Genomic DNA, 17,911 nt, shown 5'->3' on the forward strand with positions numbered 1-17,911 from the left:
ACTTCCATTGCGTACCGGCCGGGCCCTTCCCGGCGGTCGTGTCCCGATCCTAACAGCGTCTTTACGGCGTCGCGAGGCGGAAAACGGGCCGCGAGCGGGCATAATCCCGCCCATGACCGATTCCTCGGACCTGGCGCGCCTGCGCCACATCGGCTGGCGCGACCCCGCCTTGCCCGACGACCCACGCCGCCTCGCGCGCGTCGTGGCACAGCATCGCGCGGGCTACGAGGTGCACGACGGCTCGGTGGCGTTCAACGCCCAGCCCGCCGGCCCCTTCCTCAAACGAGGCCTCGATCCCTCGCTGCGGCCGGCGGTAGGCGATTTCGTCTTCCTCGACCACGCGAGCCACCCCGTGATCGAAGCGGTGCTGCCACGGCGCTCCGTCCTCACCCGCGCCGCCGCCGGCGAACGCTACGAGCGGCAGATCATCGCCACCAACATCGACTACGTGCTGGTGCTGACCGGGCTGGATGGCGACTTCAACCCCTCGCGCATCGAGCGATACCTGACCCTGGTGGAAGGCTCCGGCGCCCATCCCGTCGTCTTGCTGAGCAAGGCCGACACGGGCGTGGACGTGGCCGCGGCGATCGCCGCGCTGGAGACCCGCCTGCCCGCCGATGCCGCGGTGCATGCGATCAATGCCAAGGATCCCGCCACGGTGGATCTGCTGGCGGCTTACCTCGGTCCCGGCATGAGCGCGGTCCTGGTCGGTTCGTCGGGCGCGGGCAAGTCGACGCTCACCAATACGCTGCTCGGCGAGGAGCGCATGGCCACGGGTGCGGTGCGCACGAACGATAGCCGTGGGCGGCACACCACCACGCATCGCGCCCTGCTGAGCCTGCCGACCGGCGGTTGCCTGATCGACACCCCTGGCATGCGCGAGCTCAAGCTCACCGGCGAGGAAAACCTCGACCTGTTCGCCGACATCGAAGCGCTCGCCGCGCAATGCCGTTTCGCCGATTGCAGTCACGGCAACGAGCCGGGCTGTGCGATCCAGGCGGCACTCGCCTCGGGCGAATTGTCGCCGCTGCGCTGGCGCAACTACCTCAAGTTGCATGACGAACGAGAGGAGCAGGCCGCCACGCTGGAAGCTCGCCTGAAGCGCAAGGCGGGCCCCAAGCCCGCCGGCAAACCCCGCCGCGGCGACTGGTCACGCAACGAGGATTGAGACCGCCGACCTGTCGGTGCCCCCCCACTATCCGGTGGGAGCCGACCCTGTCGGCGATGGCACCTCATCGCCCTTACACACTTCGCGCCCGCACCCGACATACACCGCGCACCCGGGTAACTACCTTGCTTGTCCCTATCGGCATGCAAGGAGGCCACCATGGCCACGGTATCGTGCGGGCGCGGCGCGCTCGCCATGGCCCTCGTCGGCGCGCTCGCCTCGCCTGCGCAATCCACGGAATGGAAGACCGGCATCCTCATCGACCACGGTGAAGCCGTGCAGCTGGATCCCGGCGATATCATCCATGTGTCCGGAGACAAGACCGTCGGGGTCCGCGTGGCCTCGCGTGCCACCTTCGACGCGGAAGCGCTGACCCTCGTCCACGAGGGCGCGACCGTCCCCACGGGCCATGCCTTCGGCATCCTCGCCATCGATGGTGCCGAGGTGTCGCTGGCCGACAGCCGTATCCAATTGAACGGACGCCGCACGATCGGGGTCCAGGCGCAACGCCATGCCACGATCGAACTGGGTCATTCCAGCGTCGAGGTATCCAGCGGCGCGGGGGACAGGTCCATCGCGCTGGCGCTCGCCGGTGGCACGGCACGGCTCCATGGATCCTCGATCGATGGAGGGCGTGGCCATGCGATCGCCACGCATTTTCCCGGTGGCGGAACGGCATGGGTGCGGTTGGAGGATTCGACGATCCGCGGTCGTATCGGCGGTGGCGACGTGAGTCTCGGCATCACGTCCGTCGCCAGTCGTATCGACGGCGACATCGTGCGCGAGGGCACGGGTGCGCTCGACCTGCGAATGGCGCGCAGCGCATGGCGAGGCAAGGCGGGGCGGCTTTCAGGCCTCTCCCTCGAAGACAGCATCTGGATCGTGGGCGGGGACAGTACCGTCGACACACTGCAATTGTCCCGGGGAGGTACGGTCGCGTTCGACCGGACAAGGCCGGGCTTCACGGCGCTCCGGGTCGGCACGTGGACGGCTGATGCGGGTGCCAGCGGAATCGTTCTCGGCACGCGGCTCGATGCCGGCGGATCGTTGCGCCGGCAGGCTACCGACCGCCTGCTCATCAGCGGCAACGCATCCGGCAGCACCGTGGTGCACGTGACCCATGCCGGCGGCAAGGGCGCGGCGACCGCGGGACGAGACGGGAGCAACGGCCCCGACGATGGCATCAGTCTCGTGCAGGTCGGAGGCGGAGCCAGCGCGGGGTCCTTCCAATTGGCGGGAGACCACGTGGTGGTCGGGCCGTGGAGTTACGCCTTGCAGGCCTATGAGCCGGGCCAGAGCGATGCCCGCCAGCGGCTGGTCGACGGCGAGGGCGGCGGATTCTGGGATTTCCGCCTGCAAAGCAGGAAAGTCGAAGGCCCCGCGCAGGGACGCGAGGGGCGGAGCCGCTCGACGGCACCCGCCATGCGTCCCGCACTTGCCCCGCAAGCGCCCGCATACCTGGTGTTGAACCAGGCGCTGTTCGGCTATGGCGCGGTGGCGCTCGATGCGCTCCGTCCGCACGAGCGGGACATCGCTCGCGATCCGGCGTTGCGCGTACGCACGTTCGGTGGCGACGTGGCCTATCGCAGTACCTTGCCATTCACCTCCTACGGCGTGGACTACAGGCGCCACGACCGGGGAGTGCAGGTCGCCGGAGACTTTCTCGTCCATGCCGCCGGCGATACGACGTGGCGCGTGGGGGTGGCGGCTTCGCTGGGTGGCAGTCTCGTGTCGCCCCGCATCGTCGACGGTCGAAGCGAAGCCCGCGTCGGCGCTCGCGGCGTGGCGGTGCATGCGCAGCTGGCGACGGAAGACGGCTGGCAGGTGGCGGCCAGTTACGCCATGACGCATTACCGGATCGGCGTGCGCACGCCCACGCGGGGCGAGGTGCTGGGACGGCTGCGGGCCAATGGCAACGACAACGCGCTTTCCGCAGGGTATCGCTGGCAGGTCACGGATCGGTTGACCATCGAGCCGGGCTCCTCCCTGCTCTGGCAGCGGCTCCGCTTCAGCCGTGCCGTCGATGGCGACGGGCTCGACGTGCTTGGCGGCACGCCACGGCGCGTGATGCTTCAGAGTGGGGCAAGGGCATCGCTGATGCTCGCGCCCAAAGGCGGCGTGCTATATGCGTGGACGCCCTACCTGGAGCTTCGGCACGCGGTCGTCCGTCCTTCGCACGGATCGACGGGTCTGTCCGGTGAGCGGTTTCCCATGGAGCGCGCGACGCGTGCGGCCGAACTGTCGGTCGGCGCGGCCTTTCACCTGTGGTCGCGCATGACGGCCCATATCGACGCGGTCCGGCGCGTTCGCATCGGGCAGGGTGGGGAGGCCGGGCTCACCGCGCGCGCCGGGCTGGCCCTCACGTTCTAGACGCGGGCCACATCCATGCCACGCGTGGCCTGCTCCAGGCTCAATACGGTCTGCGCGATGGCTTCCGTCGTGGCCAGCGTATCGATCACGCCCGTGCGCAACGCACCGAGGATGGCCGTGGCCTTGGTGTGCTCGCTGGCGATCGCGATCACGTTGGGGATGCGCTCCAGGTCGGGCAGGGAAAGGCCCACCACGCGGTCCTGCATCAGGGTGGTGGCGGGCCTGCCATGGATATCGATGAAGTCGTAGCCCATGATGTCGCCCACGGCGCCGGAGCGCTTCGCCTCGGCGATCTCGGCCTGGGTGAACCAGCCCATGCGCACCATGTTGCTGTCCTCGAGGATGTCGCCGACACCGACCAGGGCGATATGCGCGCGTTGCGCCTTGCTCAGCGATTGGCGGACGGTCTCGTTCTCGAGCAAGGCCTTGCACATGGCCGGATCGCTGACCAGCGCCGGCGCATACAGGGTCTCGCTGTCGCCACCAAAGCGCAGCGCGAGGCGGCGGCTGATGTGGTCGGCGTTCATCGCCTCACCGCCGCGGTACGAACCGCCGATGGCGCAGACGAAGGAACACTGCCGTTGGGTGGACGACACGGCGTGGTGCGATATGGAGCTGACATTGCGGCCCATGCCCACCGCCACGATGCTGCCGTCGGTGAGGATGCGGTCGAGGTAGCTCGCCACCAGTCCGGCCAGGAGTTCGCGTTGCTTGTCCTGGTCCTTGTGGTCCACCGAGATGATGGCGCGGTCGATGCCGAAACGGGAGGTAAGCTCATCCTCCAGCGCCTGGGTGGCCTGAGGGTGATGGCGCACGCGGATCTCGACGATGCCTTCGTCCTGGGCACGCTTCAACAGGCGGCCGACCTTTGCCCGCGAGAGCGAGAACTTCTTCGCGAGGTCTTCCTGGGTCAGCCCGTCCACGTAGTAGAGCTTGGCGAGCTGGGTCAGTTCTTCGTTGGTCATCGCATCCTTCGGGCGTGGGAACCGCACGGCGCATCTTAGCGGTCAAAGATGGCCGAGCGTCTTCTCGTAGGCGAGGATTTTCTCGACCTTCGGCGTGGAACGGCCGCCGTCGAACTCGGCGCCGAGCCAGGCGTCGACGATGCTGTTGGCCAGTTCGTTGCCGATAACGCGGCCGCCCAGGGTCACGATCTGCGCGTCGTTGCTGCGCCTGGCCCGTTCGGCGGAATACGTGTCGTGGCACTGGGCGGCGCGCACGCCTGGCACCTTGTTCGCCGAAATGGCCATGCCGATACCGGTGCCGCAGAGCAGGATGGCGCGCGGAAAGTCGCCCGCGGCGATGCGTTCGGCCACGGCGATGGCGACATCGGGGTACAACGCCTTCTCCTCCGGACCATGCGTGCCGAAATCGGTCAGCTCGACGTGGGGGTGCTTTTCGGCGATGTGCCGCTTCACCGATTCCTTGAGTGCGTAGGCGGCTTCATCGCAGCCGATCGCCACTTTCATGGGGTCTTTCTCCGGAAATCGCGCGATCATATGCGCGTCATTGAGCAAAAGATCATGCTGGCGATTTATAGGGGCGGGCTCCTATCCTGTCAAGCGTAACCCCGTCGCAGGACCGAATGTTGCTATGCAGCAAAGAGTTAGCTGGGTCACCATCCCTGTTGACACCCGAAAAACGACGTGGCTACTATCGGCTCCGCTTAGATCAACTGCTCACTGTTGAGCAAAAGTTCTAGAGGTGTTCGGTGAACGACGTCCTGCTCGAAGCACGCGAGGTTTCCAAGAGCTTCAATGGCGTGACCGCCTTGCGCGACGGCCGGCTCACCCTTCGCGCGGGCAGCGTCCACGCCCTCTGCGGGGGCAACGGGGCGGGGAAGTCGACCTTCCTGAATATCCTCATGGGCTTGCTACGGCGCGATGGCGGCAGCATCCGCCGCAATGGCGTCGAGGTGTCGTTCGCCAGCCCGGGCGACGCGCTGGCCCACGGCATGGCGATCATCACCCAGGAACTCTCCCCGGTGATGGGCATGACGGTGGCGGAAAACCTCTACCTCGGCCGTGAACCCACCCTGGGCGGCTTCTTCGTCGATTACCGCAAGCTGCGGAAACAGGCCCAGGCCTTGCTCGACCGGCTCGGCTTCGCCATCGATGCCGGCCGCGTGATGAGCGAGCTGAGCCTCGCCCAGGTCCAGCTCGTCGAGATCGCCAAGGCATTCAGCTACGACTGCCAGGTGATCATCATGGACGAGCCCACCTCCGCGATCGGCGAACGCGAGACCGAAACGCTGTTCGCGGCGATCCGCAGCGTCACGGCCAACGGCGCGGGCATCGTGTACGTGTCGCATCGATTGTCCGAGCTCGCGGAAATCGCCGAGGACTACACGATCTTCCGCGATGGCGCCTACGTCGAAAGCGGGAAGCTGGTGGATATCGACCGCGCCCACCTCGTCCGCGGCATCGTCGGCCGGGAACTCGTGGCCGTGGACAAGGAAAAGCGTCCCGCCAGCGACAAGGTCTGCCTCAACGTGGATGGTCTTTCGCGCAAGAACGAGTTCAGCGACGTGAGCCTGCAGGTGCGCCACGGGGAAATCCTCGGCATCTATGGCCTGATGGGCTCGGGACGTAGTGAATTCCTCAATTGCGTATACGGCCTGACATCACCGGACGGCGGCAACGTGTTGCTCGATGGCAAGCCGCTGCCGAAGGGCGACCCGGCGGCGACGATCCGTGCCGGCATATCGCTGGTGACGGAAGATCGCAAGGATACCGGCCTGGTCCTGTCCGGCAGCGTGCGCGAGAACATCGCGATGGCGGCGTATCCCAGCCTGTCGAGCCTGTCGGTCATCAATGGTCGCAGGGAACGGGCGCTGGCCGACGAGATGATCGGCAAGCTCAACGTGAAGACGGCCTCGCAAGAGCTGCCGGTCAGTTCCATGAGCGGCGGCAACCAGCAAAAGGTGGTGTTGGCCAAGTGTCTCTCCACCGGCCCGACGCTGCTGCTTTGCGACGAGCCCACGCGTGGCATCGACGAGGGCGCGAAGCAGGAGATCTACAAGCTGCTCGACCAGTTCGTTCGCGCCGGCGGCGCCGTGATCGTCGTCTCGTCCGAGGCGCCGGAGCTGCTCTATCTCTCCGATCGCATCGCCGTCTTCAAGGGCGGCAGGATCGTCGCCATGCGCGACGACGACAACCTCTCCCAGGAAACCCTGCTGCATCTCGCCTCATGAACGCACAGACCCTCACCACGCCGGCAACGGCAACCGTCGCGCCGCGGCAGCGGATGCGCACCTTCATCGACCGCTTCGCGATGCCGATCATCTTCGTCGTGCTCTGCGTGGTGCTCGCGTTCTCCAGCGAGTACTTCCTGACCGCGCGGAACCTGATGGACATCCTCAGGCAGACCTCGATCAACGGCATCCTCGCGATCGGCATGACCTACGTCATCCTCACCAAGGGCATCGACCTCTCGGTGGGCTCGATCCTGGCCTTCGCGGGGATCTGCAGCGGGCTCATCGCCGCACAGGGCCACGGCCTGCTCGCCGCCCTCAGTGCCGGCTTGCTCGCGGGTGCCGTGCTGGGCGCGGTGAACGGCTTCGTCGTCGCTCGTCTCTCGGTGCCGCCGTTCGTGGCCACCCTGGGCATGCTGAGCGTCGCCCGTGGCCTCACCTATATCGTCAACGACGGCAGCCCCGTCGCCGACCTGCCGGACGCCTACCTCTCGCTCGGCGACGGCAAGCTCGGCCCGCTGAGCATGCCTATCGTGATCTTCGCCGCCGTGGCCTTGCTGTTCTGGATGGTCCTGAAATACACGACCTACGGCCGCTATGTGTACGCGGTCGGCGGCAACGAGAAGAGCGCGCGCACTTCGGGCATCGGCGTGCGCAAGGTGATCTTCTCCGTCTACGTGGTCTCGGGCCTGCTTGCCGGACTCGCCGGCATGGTCCTTTCCGCGCGTACCACGTCGGCGCTGCCGCAGGCGGGCCTCTCCTACGAACTCGACGCGATCGCCGCGGTGGTGATCGGCGGGACCAGCCTGTCCGGTGGCACCGGCAGCCTGGTCGGTACGCTGTTCGGCGCGCTGCTCATCGGTGTCATCAATAACGGCCTCAACCTCCTCGGTGTGTCCTCGTACTACCAGCAGGTCGCCAAGGGACTGATCATCGTCCTGGCCGTGCTCCTCGACGTATCCCGCAAGAAACAGCGCTGAACCGGCGCTCCCATTCCACGGAGAGAAACACATGAAATTGCGCAAGCTCCTCGTCTGCATGCTGGCCGCGAGCACCCTCATGGCGGGCGCCGTCGAAGCGAAGACCTACAAGATCGGTGCCGCCGTCTACGGTTTGAAGGGCCAGTTCATGCAGGCCTGGGTGAAATCGATCAAGGAACATCCCGCGGTGAAGGACGGCACGGTCCAGATCACCGTCTTCGACGGCAACTACGACGCCAACACGCAGAACAACCAGATCGAGACGATGATCACGCAGCACTACGACGCGATCATCTTCGTGCCGATCGATACCAAGGCCAGCGTGGGCGCCGTACGTCATGCCATGGCCGAGGACATCCCGGTGGTCGCTTCCAACACCAAGGTCGCCTCGGACAAGGTGGTCTACGTCGGCAACGACGACGTGGAGGGCGGCCGGCTCCAGGCGGCGGCGCTCGCGAAGCAGATCGGCGGCAAGGGCAACGTCGTCATCATCCAGGGACCGATCGGGCAGTCGGCGCAGATCGATCGCGAGAAGGGCGAGCTGGAAGTGCTGGCGAAGAATCCGGGCATCAAGATCATCGAGAAGAAGACGGCCAACTGGGACCGCGCCCAGGCACTGAGCCTCACGGAGGACTGGTTGAACGCGCATCCCAAGCAGATCGCCGGCATCGTCTCGCAGAACGACGACATGGCCCTCGGCGCGCTCCAGGCCCTGAAGTCGCACGGTGTCTCGCCCAAGGACGTGCCGATCACCTCGATCGACGGCATGCCCGATGCGATCAAGGCGGCCCAGGCCGGTGAGATCACCACCTTCCTGCAGGATGCCCAGGCGCAGTCGCAAGGCGCGCTCGACGTGACGCTGGCCAAGCTCATCGGCGACAGCTACAAGCCGCGTTCGGTGATCTGGCAGCGCTACGGCAACCAGGTGAAGTGGGCCGATGGCAAGGCCGCCAGCTATATCCTGCCCTGGGTGCCGGTCACCCCGCAGAACGCGGACGCGTTGTACAAGCAGGTGACGGGCGGCTGATCATGAGCTCATTCTGGAACGACGCATTCGACCTCGGCGGCCAGGTGGCCGTCGTCACCGGCGGTGGCGCGGGCATCGGTTTCGCCTGCGCCGAACTGCTCGCCTCGCGCGGTGCCTCGGTGGCGTTGCTCGACCTGCGGCCGGACGTGGCGGATATCGCCGCCACGCTCCCGGGCGAAGCGGGCAAGCACATCGGTGTCACGCTCGACGTACGCGACCTCGCCCAGGTGCACGCCGCCGTCGACGCCGTGATGAAGCGTTTCGGGCGCATCGATCACCTCGTCAACAGCGCGGGCGTGGCGATCCTCGACAAGGCCGTGGACGTGACCGAAGCCGGTTGGGACACGACCATGGACGTGAACCTGAAGGCCTCGTTCTTCGTGGCCCAGGCCGTCGCGAAGCCGATGATGGCGGCCGGCCGCGGCCGTATCGTGAACCTCGCCTCGCAGGCGGCCGTGGTCGCGCTCGATCGCCATGTGGCCTATTGCGCCAGCAAGGCGGCCATTGTCGGCATGACCAAGGTGCTGGCGATCGAATGGGCCGGTTCGGGGATCACCGTCAACGCCGTATCGCCCACCGTGGTCGAGACCGAGCTGGGCAAGAAGGCCTGGGCCGGCGAAGTCGGTGAGCGGGCGAAGAAGCAGATTCCCATGGGGCGATTCGCCCAGCCCGCCGAGATCGCCGCGATGGTGCTCTACCTCCTCTCCGACGCGGCCGCGATGATCACCGGCGAAAACGTGGTGATCGACGGCGGCTACACCGTCCAGTAATCCCTTCCGCAGAAAACGCAGGCCGACCCATGTCCACCGTCATCGAACCCCGCGAAGCGCGCGCCATCCCATCCATCCCCAAGACCATGCAGGCCGTGGTCTGCTACGCGCCCGAGGATTACCGCCTCGAGGAAGTGCCCGTGCCCACGCCGGGGCCGGACGAGATACTGACCAAGGTGGAATTGGTCGGCATCTGCATGGGCGATATCAAGACCTATCGTGGCGCGCCATCGTTCTGGGGCGACGACGAGCAGCCCCGTTACGTGAAGCCGCCGATGATTCCCGGCCACGAGTTCGTCTGCCGTGTCGTCGCGCTGGGGCCCGGCGCCGAGAAGCGTGGCGTCGCCGTGGGCGACCGCGTGATCTCCGAACAGATCGTGCCGTGCTGGGGCTGCCGCTTCTGCAACCACGGCCAGTACTGGATGTGCCAGAAGCACGATCTCTACGGCTTCCAGAACAACGTCCAGGGCGCCATGGCGGAGTACATGATCTTCACCAGGGAGGGTATCGTGCACAAGGTGCCCGATGAGATCCCGCCGGACGAAGCGATCCTGATCGAACCGCTGGCGTGCTCGCTGCACGCCGCCGACCGTGCGGACGTGGGTTTCGACGACATCGTCGTCGTGGCCGGCGCGGGCACGCTCGGCCTCGGCATCATCGGCGCGGTACGCCTGCGCAACCCGAAGAAGCTCATCGTGCTGGACATGAAACCGGAGCGCGCCGCGCTGGCATTGCGCATGGGTGCGGACGAGGTATGGAACCCCGGCCAGGAAGACGTGGTGGCGAAGGTCAAGGCGATCACGGGCGGCTACGGTTGCGACATCTACATCGAGGCGACCGGCCACCACCGGGCCGTGAACCAGGGCATGGCGATGCTGCGCAAGCTGGGCCGCTTCGTCGAGTTCAGCGTGTTCAACGACGAGGCCACGGTCGATTGGTCGATCATCGGCGACCGCAAGGAACTGGACGTGCTCGGCTCGCATCTGGGACCGTACATGTATCCACGCGCCATCGACTTCATCGGACACCGCAAGATCGACGTGCGCGATATCGTCACCCACAAGTTCCCGCTGGCGAAGTTCGCCGAAGCCTTCGCGGTGATGGAACGCGGTGAACATTCGCTGAAAGTCGTACTCGAACCCTGAGCCCCTTCGGCGCACACTCCACGTTTTCAGGAACCACGTAATGAACCGAGTGATCAACGACCCCGAGAAGGTCGTCGAGGACATGGTACGCGGCATCGTCGCCGCCCATCCGGAGATGGCACTGGATAGCGCGAACCCGCGCGTGATCGGTGTCGCCACGAAGAAACCCGAAGGCTCCGTCGGCCTGGTCACGGGCGGCGGTTCGGGGCACGAACCCGCTTTCCTCGGCTATGTCGGGCCGGGCCTCCTGGACGCCGTCGCCGTCGGCGAGATCTTTTCGTCGCCCACGGCGAAGAGCTTTCTCGATGCCTTCAAGGCCGCGGACCGTGGCGCGGGCGTGGCCTGCCTCTACGGCAACTACGCCGGCGACAACATGAACGTGAAGATGGCGGTGAAGATGGCCGCCGCCCAGGGCATCGCGGTGAAGACCGTGGTCGCCAACGACGATGTCGCCTCCGCGCCGAAGACCGAACGCGAAAAGCGCCGTGGCGTGGCCGGCGAGATCGTCATGTGGAAATGCGGCGGTGCCCGTGCCGCCTTGGGTGGCAGCCTCGACGAAGTGATCGCCACCGCGCAGAAGGCGATCGATGCCACCCGTTCGGTGGGCATCGGCCTCTCGGCCTGCACCATCCCCGCCGCGGGCAAGGCCAACTTCCACATCGCCGACGGCGAGATGGAAGTCGGGATCGGCCATCACGGCGAGCACGGCGTGCAGGTAACGAAGACGGTGTCGTCCAGGGACATGGCGAAGATGATGCTGGACATCATCCTTCCCGACTTCCCGCTGGCGAAAGGCGACGAAGTGTCGGTCCTCGTCTCCGGTCTCGGCGCCACGCCTTTGATGGAGCAGTACATCTTCTATGCCGACGTGGCCGAGCAGCTCGAAGCCGCCGGTGCCGTCGTCGCCTTCCGTTTCGTCGGCAACCTGTTCACCTCGCTCGAGATGAATGGCATCACGCTGACGCTGACCCGGCTCGACGACGAATTGAAGGCCTGTCTCGCCCATCCTTGTTCGAGCATCGGCCTGAAGGTGCTGGCATGACGACCGCCGTTTCGCTTCCGCTTTCCGATGGGCGCTTCATCGTCGATGCCCTCGTCGCGACGATCCGTGCCAACCGGGACTACCTTTCCGAGATCGATGCCGCCACGGGCGACGGCGATCATGGCATCAACATGGCCAAGGGCTTCGCCTTGTGTGCCGAACGCATGGATGCCGAGGACGTGCGTGGCGCGAGTGATGCGTTCGAAGCCCTGACGATGGCCTTGATGGACGACATCGGCGGATCGATGGGTCCCCTCTACGGCAGCTTCTTCCTCGAATTCCAGCTCGCCTTCACGGGGCGCGATACGCTGGACGCGGCGCTGTTCGGGCAGGCGCTGGCCGCGGGCGTCGCGTCGGTCAAGGAGTTGGGTGGCGCGAAGGTGGGCGACAAGACCTTGATGGACACGCTGGTGCCGGCCGAGGTCGCGTATCGCGAGACGCTGGCGGGGGGTGGCGACTTCATCGAGGCCCTGGCCGCGATGTCGACGGCGGCGGAGCAGGGCAAGGATTCCACGAAGGACATGCAGGCCAGGATCGGCCGCGCGGCACGACTGGGTGAACGCTCCATCGGCACCGTCGACGCCGGCGCGACCTCATGCTTCCTGATCCTGAAGTCGATGGCGGATTCGATCACGCGTCGTCTCGCGCCGTGACTTGTGGGAGCCGCTTCAGCGGCGATCCCGTGGCAGCGGGCCAGTCTGAGGCAAGCCCCCATCGCCGCTGAAGCGGCTCCCACACCAGCCTTCCCAAAGTCCTTCCCAAAGTCCTCCCCAAAGTCCAACCCTCAATAAGTCACCGTCACCGTCACCACATCGCTGTACTCGCCGGCGCCAACGGCCGACTGCACCGGCACCCGGCCATACACCGTCAGCGTCTGTTCCGCACCCGAGCCCGTCCCCGTCGCCGTATCGACGTTCAGCGACTCTCCCCAGCGCAGCGTGCGCTGGGTGTCACGGTAGAGCTCGTAGTTCACGAAGCCGCCCCCGGATGTCATTCGTCTCGTCGTCCCGGACGCGTTCTGTCCATTGTCCAACCCCACCTGGTATGCAGCGCGGTTGGTGCAGGTCATGCGCAGCAACGAGGTCTGGTCGCTGTTCGTCCGCAGCAGGCCCGGCACGCTGCCGAAGTTGAGATCGCTCGCCGTGGCGAGGGTGCACAGGTTCGATACGGATGCCGTTACCGTCGAGGACGGCCCGGCCCCGCTGGCGCCCCCGCCGCCACCACTCTGGCAACTCGCCGGATACGTTCCGAGGCTGAGCAGCACCTCGTTGTAGCGATACGCGAGACCGTTCGCGTTGAGTCCCCCGGCGAGGGTTCCGCTGTACGTGCCGCTCGACAGCGTCGACTGGCCAGCGGGCACCCGGCCGTACACGGTGACGGAGCCGGTGCGTGTCTGTGGGTTCGACAGGATGGTGAAGGTCACCTGGAAGGTCAGCGGCGTGTACGTCGCGTTTCCGATGGGACCCCACACGTTGCTGCGCGGCGAATCCTTGTACAGCTGGTACTGCATGCGATCACCGTTGCCGTTGATGGCGGTGCGCGGCGAGACGTTGCCTAGGTCGTCCGGCGCGAGCCCGATGCATCCGGTGAGGTAGACCCCGTAGAGGCCACCGAGCAGGCCGCCGCTGTACGTGCAGCTGTAGTCGATCGTCGCCGTGCCGTCGACGGTGCCGGACGTGGGGTCCACCGGGCCGAAGGCGAGCGTGGTGATGCCGGTGATCGTGCAGGTGGTCGTGGCTTCCGCCCGCGGCCCCGCCAGCAGTGCGGCAAGCGCGATGACGATGACGGCCAGCCACTTCACGGCGCACGGGCCCGGCATGCCAGCGGGCCAAGATCGGGGAGGTTGCGTGCATGCGGGGGGTAATCGAGCGTCGCCTCGCAATGGCCGCCGCCTTGTATGCCCACATCGAGGATGGTGCTGCCTTCCAGGTTGTCGAGATAGACCATGCCGTCGTAGCCGACGATGGCGTTTCCACCACCGCCCGCCGCGACCGTGGAACCCACCGGCAGGGGAACGCCGGATTCGTCGACGAGCGTGACCAGCGCGGCACGCACTCGCTTCACGGGGAAGCGCACCATCACGCCGGATCGGTCCGCGGGCGCGATCGTCGCTTCGACGCGCTGTACGCGATCGTCGGCGGGCAGGTCGAGAGGATCGATGGCGAGGCGATTGTCCTGGTAGGCATTCAACCGCGAGACCAGCAGCAATCCACGGCTGTCGGTCACGCCGGTGCGGCGATTCTCGAGCAACACCGGTACGTCCGCTGCGCCTTCGGTCGTCACGAGGGCGAAGGCGTCGTCGATACGACGAGCGGCGAACACGTGGCCGCCCATCAGCACGATCGCCCCGTTGGCGTCGGCATAGCTGTACGAGGATGGCCCCACATCGCTGGCACCGACGGTGAGCTGGCCACGGTTGCCGAGCCAGCCCACTTCGCCAAGACCACCCGCATCCGCGCCCGAACGTCCCTGCACGTGCCATCCGAAGCCGCCGTCTCCGTCGATGGCACGGCTGGCATCGACCACGCCGAAGGCCCGTTCGCGGTCGCGCTGCATGGATGCGCTCAAGGTCGCGCGACGATCCAACGCGAGGGTCACGCCGATGAAAAAGCTGCGATCCGAGGCATCGTCGAGGTTACGGTTGTAGCTGGCGCTCAACGATACCCCGCGACCGATGTTGCGCAGCGCGAACAGGCCGGCGTACCGCGAGATAGGCTGTCCGCTGTAGCGGAGCCGGACGAGGTTGGCGCCGAAGCTGGATTCGCGCACGTTGAAGCCGATGAGCGCCCGATCGCTGACGCGCGGCGGGGGCGAACCATAGCCTGCGGCCACATCGCGGTAACGGGCGTCGCCACGCAGCGTGTCGATCGCGGCATTCATGTAGTGCCCGTTCCACGCATAGCCGAGTCCATACTGCATGCCGCCGCCTCGGGACATGGACAGCGACGCATTCAGGACATGCGCCCCCACCGGGTTCCACACGCCGCCCGCGCCCGCGGTGCCCCGCCCGTCTCCCGCCTCGGCGTGCGACTCGAGGGTAAGCGTGTCGGTGACGCCATGCCTCCATGTGGCGCTGCCGACAGGCGCGTCGCCGTACGCGAAGGAATCGATGCCGTAGGCCCGGCGCACCGTGCCTAGTTCCACCGACCAGTCGTCCAGACCTTGGCGCAGGAGTTGCCTCGCGGCGTAGAAGGGAAAGGTGACCGTGCTGCTGCGGCCCAGCGCATCCGTGAGTACCACTTGCGCCTGGCCGGCCTGGTCGATGCCGGGGACGGCGGTGAGCTGGAAAGGACCGGCCGGCACCTTGCCGCTGTATTGGCGGACGCCGTCGATATAAAGCTCCACCGACGACGGCGCCGTGGCCTCGCCGAAGAATTGCGGCAGCGGCGTCGTCACGCGGTAGGGCTGGGTGGCGAAATCCGTGCCGTAGGCAATCCCTCCGATACGCGTGGCCCGCGTCCAGGCAAGGTAACCGGTGAAGGTATCGCCGATGGTCAACACCTGCGCACGATCGGGGAACGAAAGCCGCCACTGGGTATCCAGCCGTACGGAATCGCCTCGCCATCCCGCACCGTGGGATTGGTAGCGACGAGTCAACGAGGTGGTGCTGAGCACGCCCAGGCCTTCGCTGAAGCCACGCAACTCCGCCAGTCCGCTGATGTTTCCCTCGCCACCGCCGTGCGCGGCGTAGATGTCGTAATTGAGCAGGACCCCGGTACCGCTGGTGGCGCGCAACGCGGGGCGTTCCTGTCGATTGAGGATGTGCGTGGACAGTTGCAGACGTGCGTTGGGCACTTGGATGTCCACCCGTTGCAGGCGTACGTCATAGGTATAACGAAGCTCCTGGATATCCGGCAGGCAGCGTTCGCCGTCGCCGGGAGGCAGGATGAATCCGAGATCGCGCAGGTCCCTCGCCGTCGCACAGAGTGTCTCCCCGCGATGGATGAAGTGCACGAGCTTCTCCGTCGACGAACCGTTGAGCACCACCTCGAGATAGAGGTCTTCCCCGGTGGTTCGTACGCGCGGCGTCACCGTCGGTGGTGGAGGAACGGCGGCCGGTTCGTTGGACAAGGCGTGGGTGCCGCCGGATTCGGACGCAAGAAGGACACTAAGGGCCCCGAGGATCAACGACCAGCGTCGATTCGGACGCCTCACCGTTGATCCTCGCGCGCAACACGCCACCGCTCGGCACGTCGGCCGGAAGATTCCAACGCATCGTCGAGCCCGGCAGGGCGTAGCCGACCAGCCCGGACAGGAGCATGTCGCGCCGGTCCTCCGGTCCCTGCCAAGTCACGTCGGCGATTTGCGCATGGGCGTTTCCGCTGTTGTGTACACGCAGGCGCGCACCCGTCGCCGTTTCTTCCCAGGTGGTTTCCAACGCCGCTTTCGTCGCCGGGTTGCCGGCGGGGGCGAGGAAAACAGGGATGGAATAGCGCAGGACGAAGGTCAGGCCACCCTTGGTAGTCATGCCCACCGGCAATTCGTCGACCAGGATGCGATAGGCGGATTCCACGCCGTCTTCCGGCGGCGTCGCCTGCCGAATCACGCGCACCAGCTGGCGATCCCCAGGGGCGATGGCCACCATCGGTGGGCTCACCACGAGGTCGCGCGACGGTGCCAGGACATCCTCGCCGTTCACCTGCGTCCAACGGAATACGCGGACCTGGGCCTGGATCGGGTCGTTGCCTGTGTTCGTCAGCCACAGCGCCTCGGCCGGTGTCTTCGCCGCGAGACGAAGGCCGATGGGCGTCACCTGCAATCCACTGCCCAACGCCACCGGCGCCACGATGGCCGCGATGGCCATCGCGGCAGCCTTCGCCACGCGGAGCGCCCATCGGCACACCGTCAGTACGTGATCGTGGCGGTGATGACGTCGGTGTAGCTGCCGGCGGCGAAGTTGGTGCTCGGCACACGGCCGTAGACGGGAATGTTCTGCACGCTGCCGTCCCCCGTGCCTGCATAGACGTTGCCGCCCGCGCCGGTGGTGCTGCCCCATATGTCGGCCGCGGTGCGCGCGGCGTTGCGGTAGAGCTGGTAGGGCACCAGCTCCGTGCCGTTGCTCATCTTTCGCGAGTTCGCATCGGTGCCGTTCTGGCCGTTGTCCAGCGCGATCGTGTAGGGAGCGCTGGGCGTGCAGTTCACGTTGAGCGCGCCCTGGTTGTCGACGTTGGTCGCGGTGGACGGCTGGCTGCCGAAGTCGACATCGGTCGGTGCCGTCGTGGTGATGTCGCAAGCGGCGGTGATCGTGACACGCACGTTGAACGTGGTCGTGGCGGTGGCGGCGTAGCCAGGGGCACTGGCCACGCCAAGGGCAAGGGCGGCTGTGCCGGCGAACAGGCGGACGACAGGATGCATGGCGTGTCTCCCTGGATGACGGAGCGGCCCGGCCGACCGGCGCGGGTACGTCTCGTCGAAAGCAAGGATCGGGGAAAGGCGAATGCGCCGGTGCGCATTTACGGCCGCTTTGCCGTATCGACATATCGATGCCGAAAGGGCGCAGGGCGGGCTGTAAAGGGTGCTTGACATGAGCGGGGAGCCCGTCGCATGATGGTGTAAAGCTTGCTTGACACATGTTCGGTCGTGACAGTGGCCGTCCGGCTTCATCCACCGAGGGGAGTGGCGATGCGTGCCGTGCACAAGCGTTACCTGCGCGAATTCTTCCCGGCGATGCTGGCCTACGTGCTCCTGCTCTTTTTTTCCGTCGGCTGGTTGAAGACGCTGGAAGGCAGCCTCGCGCGAACCCTGGTGACCTTGTTGCCCGTGTTGCCGATCGCCTTCGTCATTCGCGCGATGGTGCGCGTGATCCGCGACCAGGACGAGTTCGAGCGCCGCATCGACCTTGAATCCATCGCCATCGCCGGTGGCATCGGTGCCTTCGGCTTCTTCACCTACGGCATGTTGCTCAACGCGCGGGTGATCGCGGCGCCGCCCGCCGAGGCGGTGGCGATCTGGGTATTGCCGGTGCTGCTGGGTTGCTTCGGCGTGGTCAAGTGCGCCGTTCGTTTGTATTACCGTGCCCGATGAACAACCGCCTCCGTGAACTGCGAACGGCGTCGGGGTGGTCGCAAGCCGATCTCGGCGAGAAGCTGGACGTATCCCGGCAAACGGTGAACGCGGTGGAAACCGGGAAGTACGATCCGAGCCTGCCACTCGCCTTCAAGATCGCGAAGCTGTTCGACCTGCCTATCGAATCCATCTTTATCCCGGGGGAATGAG

General features: G+C 66.4%; 17 protein-coding genes. 11 read left to right on the plus strand and 6 right to left on the minus strand.

Annotated elements, in window-relative coordinates; all coding sequences use genetic code 11:
* The first annotated feature begins 112 nt into the window (after positions 1–112).
* A complete protein-coding gene (rsgA, locus tag J2T07_RS08880; RefSeq protein ID WP_306849074.1) occupies positions 113–1,168 on the plus strand; it encodes a ribosome small subunit-dependent GTPase A in 1,056 nt (351 codons plus the stop codon).
* A 159-nt stretch (positions 1,169–1,327) separates the two neighbouring features.
* A complete protein-coding gene (locus J2T07_RS08885) occupies positions 1,328–3,538 on the plus strand; it encodes an autotransporter outer membrane beta-barrel domain-containing protein (RefSeq protein ID WP_306849075.1) in 2,211 nt (736 codons plus the stop codon).
* Here J2T07_RS08885 and J2T07_RS08890 read toward each other — a convergent pair.
* The gene (locus tag J2T07_RS08890; RefSeq protein WP_306849076.1) at positions 3,535–4,503 is read right to left on the minus strand and encodes a sugar-binding transcriptional regulator; all 969 of its coding nucleotides are present in this window, start codon (positions 4,501–4,503) and stop codon (positions 3,535–3,537) included. The two genes, J2T07_RS08885 and J2T07_RS08890, sit on opposite strands and share 4 nt — an antisense overlap.
* Before the next feature lie 42 nt (positions 4,504–4,545).
* Complete coding sequence (gene rpiB, locus J2T07_RS08895) at positions 4,546–5,007, minus strand: ribose 5-phosphate isomerase B (protein WP_306849078.1); 462 nt, start codon at positions 5,005–5,007, stop codon at positions 4,546–4,548.
* A 242-nt stretch (positions 5,008–5,249) separates the two neighbouring features.
* Between rpiB and J2T07_RS08900 the strand changes: the two genes are divergently transcribed.
* The 7 genes from J2T07_RS08900 to dhaL are packed head-to-tail and all read left to right on the plus strand — an operon-like array spanning position 5,250 to position 12,348.
* On the plus strand, positions 5,250–6,731 hold the full coding sequence (locus J2T07_RS08900; protein ID WP_306849079.1) for a sugar ABC transporter ATP-binding protein: 1,482 nt from the start codon (positions 5,250–5,252) through the stop codon (positions 6,729–6,731).
* Positions 6,728–7,711, plus strand: coding sequence for an ABC transporter permease (locus J2T07_RS08905; RefSeq protein ID WP_306849080.1), 984 nt, complete (start codon positions 6,728–6,730; stop codon positions 7,709–7,711). The genes J2T07_RS08900 and J2T07_RS08905 overlap by 4 nt, the downstream gene beginning before the upstream one ends.
* A 31-nt stretch (positions 7,712–7,742) precedes the next feature.
* Positions 7,743–8,738 carry a substrate-binding domain-containing protein gene (locus tag J2T07_RS08910; protein WP_306849081.1) on the plus strand — a complete coding sequence of 332 codons (996 nt, stop codon included), beginning with the start codon at positions 7,743–7,745 and terminating at the stop codon, positions 8,736–8,738.
* Positions 8,739–8,740: 2 nt separating this feature from the next.
* Positions 8,741–9,508 (plus strand): SDR family oxidoreductase, encoded by a 768-nt coding sequence (locus tag J2T07_RS08915; RefSeq protein ID WP_306849082.1) that lies wholly within the window; start codon positions 8,741–8,743, stop codon positions 9,506–9,508.
* Between the two features lie 29 nt (positions 9,509–9,537).
* The gene (locus J2T07_RS08920; protein ID WP_306849083.1) at positions 9,538–10,653 is read left to right on the plus strand and encodes an MDR/zinc-dependent alcohol dehydrogenase-like family protein; all 1,116 of its coding nucleotides are present in this window, start codon (positions 9,538–9,540) and stop codon (positions 10,651–10,653) included.
* 40 nt (positions 10,654–10,693) lie between these two features.
* The gene (locus J2T07_RS08925) at positions 10,694–11,695 is read left to right on the plus strand and encodes a dihydroxyacetone kinase subunit DhaK (RefSeq protein WP_306849084.1); all 1,002 of its coding nucleotides are present in this window, start codon (positions 10,694–10,696) and stop codon (positions 11,693–11,695) included.
* Positions 11,692–12,348 (plus strand): dihydroxyacetone kinase subunit DhaL, encoded by a 657-nt coding sequence (dhaL, locus tag J2T07_RS08930; RefSeq protein ID WP_306849085.1) that lies wholly within the window; start codon positions 11,692–11,694, stop codon positions 12,346–12,348. Before J2T07_RS08925 ends, dhaL begins: the two co-directional genes overlap by 4 nt.
* Positions 12,349–12,479: 131 nt before the next feature.
* Here the strand turns inward: dhaL and J2T07_RS08935 are convergent, their stop codons facing one another.
* From J2T07_RS08935 to J2T07_RS08950, 4 genes are read right to left on the minus strand one after another with little or no spacing between them, the layout of a single operon-like run.
* Entirely contained in the window at positions 12,480–13,496 is a 1,017-nt protein-coding gene (locus J2T07_RS08935) for a Csu type fimbrial protein (RefSeq protein ID WP_306849086.1), read from the minus strand.
* On the minus strand, positions 13,493–15,850 hold the full coding sequence (locus tag J2T07_RS08940) for a fimbria/pilus outer membrane usher protein (RefSeq protein WP_306849087.1): 2,358 nt from the start codon (positions 15,848–15,850) through the stop codon (positions 13,493–13,495). The genes J2T07_RS08935 and J2T07_RS08940 overlap by 4 nt, the downstream gene beginning before the upstream one ends.
* Positions 15,804–16,517, minus strand: a complete 714-nt coding sequence (locus J2T07_RS08945) for a fimbrial biogenesis chaperone (RefSeq protein WP_306849088.1) — start codon at positions 16,515–16,517, stop codon at positions 15,804–15,806. Before J2T07_RS08945 ends, J2T07_RS08940 begins: the two co-directional genes overlap by 47 nt.
* Positions 16,518–16,540: 23 nt before the next feature.
* A complete protein-coding gene (locus J2T07_RS08950; protein ID WP_306849089.1) occupies positions 16,541–17,050 on the minus strand; it encodes a Csu type fimbrial protein in 510 nt (169 codons plus the stop codon).
* 267 nt (positions 17,051–17,317) lie between these two features.
* Here J2T07_RS08950 and J2T07_RS08955 point away from each other — a divergent pair, with 267 nt between their 5' ends.
* Together J2T07_RS08955 and J2T07_RS08960 are read left to right on the plus strand one after the other, a co-directional pair.
* A complete protein-coding gene (locus J2T07_RS08955) occupies positions 17,318–17,719 on the plus strand; it encodes a hypothetical protein (protein ID WP_306849090.1) in 402 nt (133 codons plus the stop codon).
* On the plus strand, positions 17,716–17,910 hold the full coding sequence (locus J2T07_RS08960) for a helix-turn-helix transcriptional regulator (protein ID WP_306849091.1): 195 nt from the start codon (positions 17,716–17,718) through the stop codon (positions 17,908–17,910). Before J2T07_RS08955 ends, J2T07_RS08960 begins: the two co-directional genes overlap by 4 nt.
* Position 17,911 lies beyond the last annotated feature (1 nt).

The organism is Luteibacter jiangsuensis (assembly GCF_030812295.1).
GTDB classification, from domain to species: Bacteria; Pseudomonadota; Gammaproteobacteria; order Xanthomonadales; family Rhodanobacteraceae; genus Luteibacter; species Luteibacter jiangsuensis_A.

Excerpts from the sequence above, each read along its gene's own strand:
- J2T07_RS08955 (WP_306849090.1), top strand. The coding sequence starts at position 17,318 with ATGCGTGCCGTGCACAAGCGTTACCTGCGCGAATTCTTCCCGGCGATG.
- J2T07_RS08950 (WP_306849089.1), bottom strand. The coding sequence starts at position 17,050 with ATGCATCCTGTCGTCCGCCTGTTCGCCGGCACAGCCGCCCTTGCCCTT.
- J2T07_RS08920 (WP_306849083.1), top strand. The coding sequence starts at position 9,538 with ATGTCCACCGTCATCGAACCCCGCGAAGCGCGCGCCATCCCATCCATC.
- J2T07_RS08910 (WP_306849081.1), top strand. The coding sequence starts at position 7,743 with ATGAAATTGCGCAAGCTCCTCGTCTGCATGCTGGCCGCGAGCACCCTC.
- dhaL (WP_306849085.1), top strand. The coding sequence starts at position 11,692 with ATGACGACCGCCGTTTCGCTTCCGCTTTCCGATGGGCGCTTCATCGTC.
- J2T07_RS08960 (WP_306849091.1), top strand. The coding sequence starts at position 17,716 with ATGAACAACCGCCTCCGTGAACTGCGAACGGCGTCGGGGTGGTCGCAA.
- rpiB (WP_306849078.1), bottom strand. The coding sequence starts at position 5,007 with ATGAAAGTGGCGATCGGCTGCGATGAAGCCGCCTACGCACTCAAGGAA.
- rsgA (WP_306849074.1), top strand. The coding sequence starts at position 113 with ATGACCGATTCCTCGGACCTGGCGCGCCTGCGCCACATCGGCTGGCGC.
- J2T07_RS08885 (WP_306849075.1), top strand. The coding sequence starts at position 1,328 with ATGGCCACGGTATCGTGCGGGCGCGGCGCGCTCGCCATGGCCCTCGTC.
- J2T07_RS08905 (WP_306849080.1), top strand. The coding sequence starts at position 6,728 with ATGAACGCACAGACCCTCACCACGCCGGCAACGGCAACCGTCGCGCCG.
- J2T07_RS08915 (WP_306849082.1), top strand. The coding sequence starts at position 8,741 with ATGAGCTCATTCTGGAACGACGCATTCGACCTCGGCGGCCAGGTGGCC.
- J2T07_RS08890 (WP_306849076.1), bottom strand. The coding sequence starts at position 4,503 with ATGACCAACGAAGAACTGACCCAGCTCGCCAAGCTCTACTACGTGGAC.
- J2T07_RS08925 (WP_306849084.1), top strand. The coding sequence starts at position 10,694 with ATGAACCGAGTGATCAACGACCCCGAGAAGGTCGTCGAGGACATGGTA.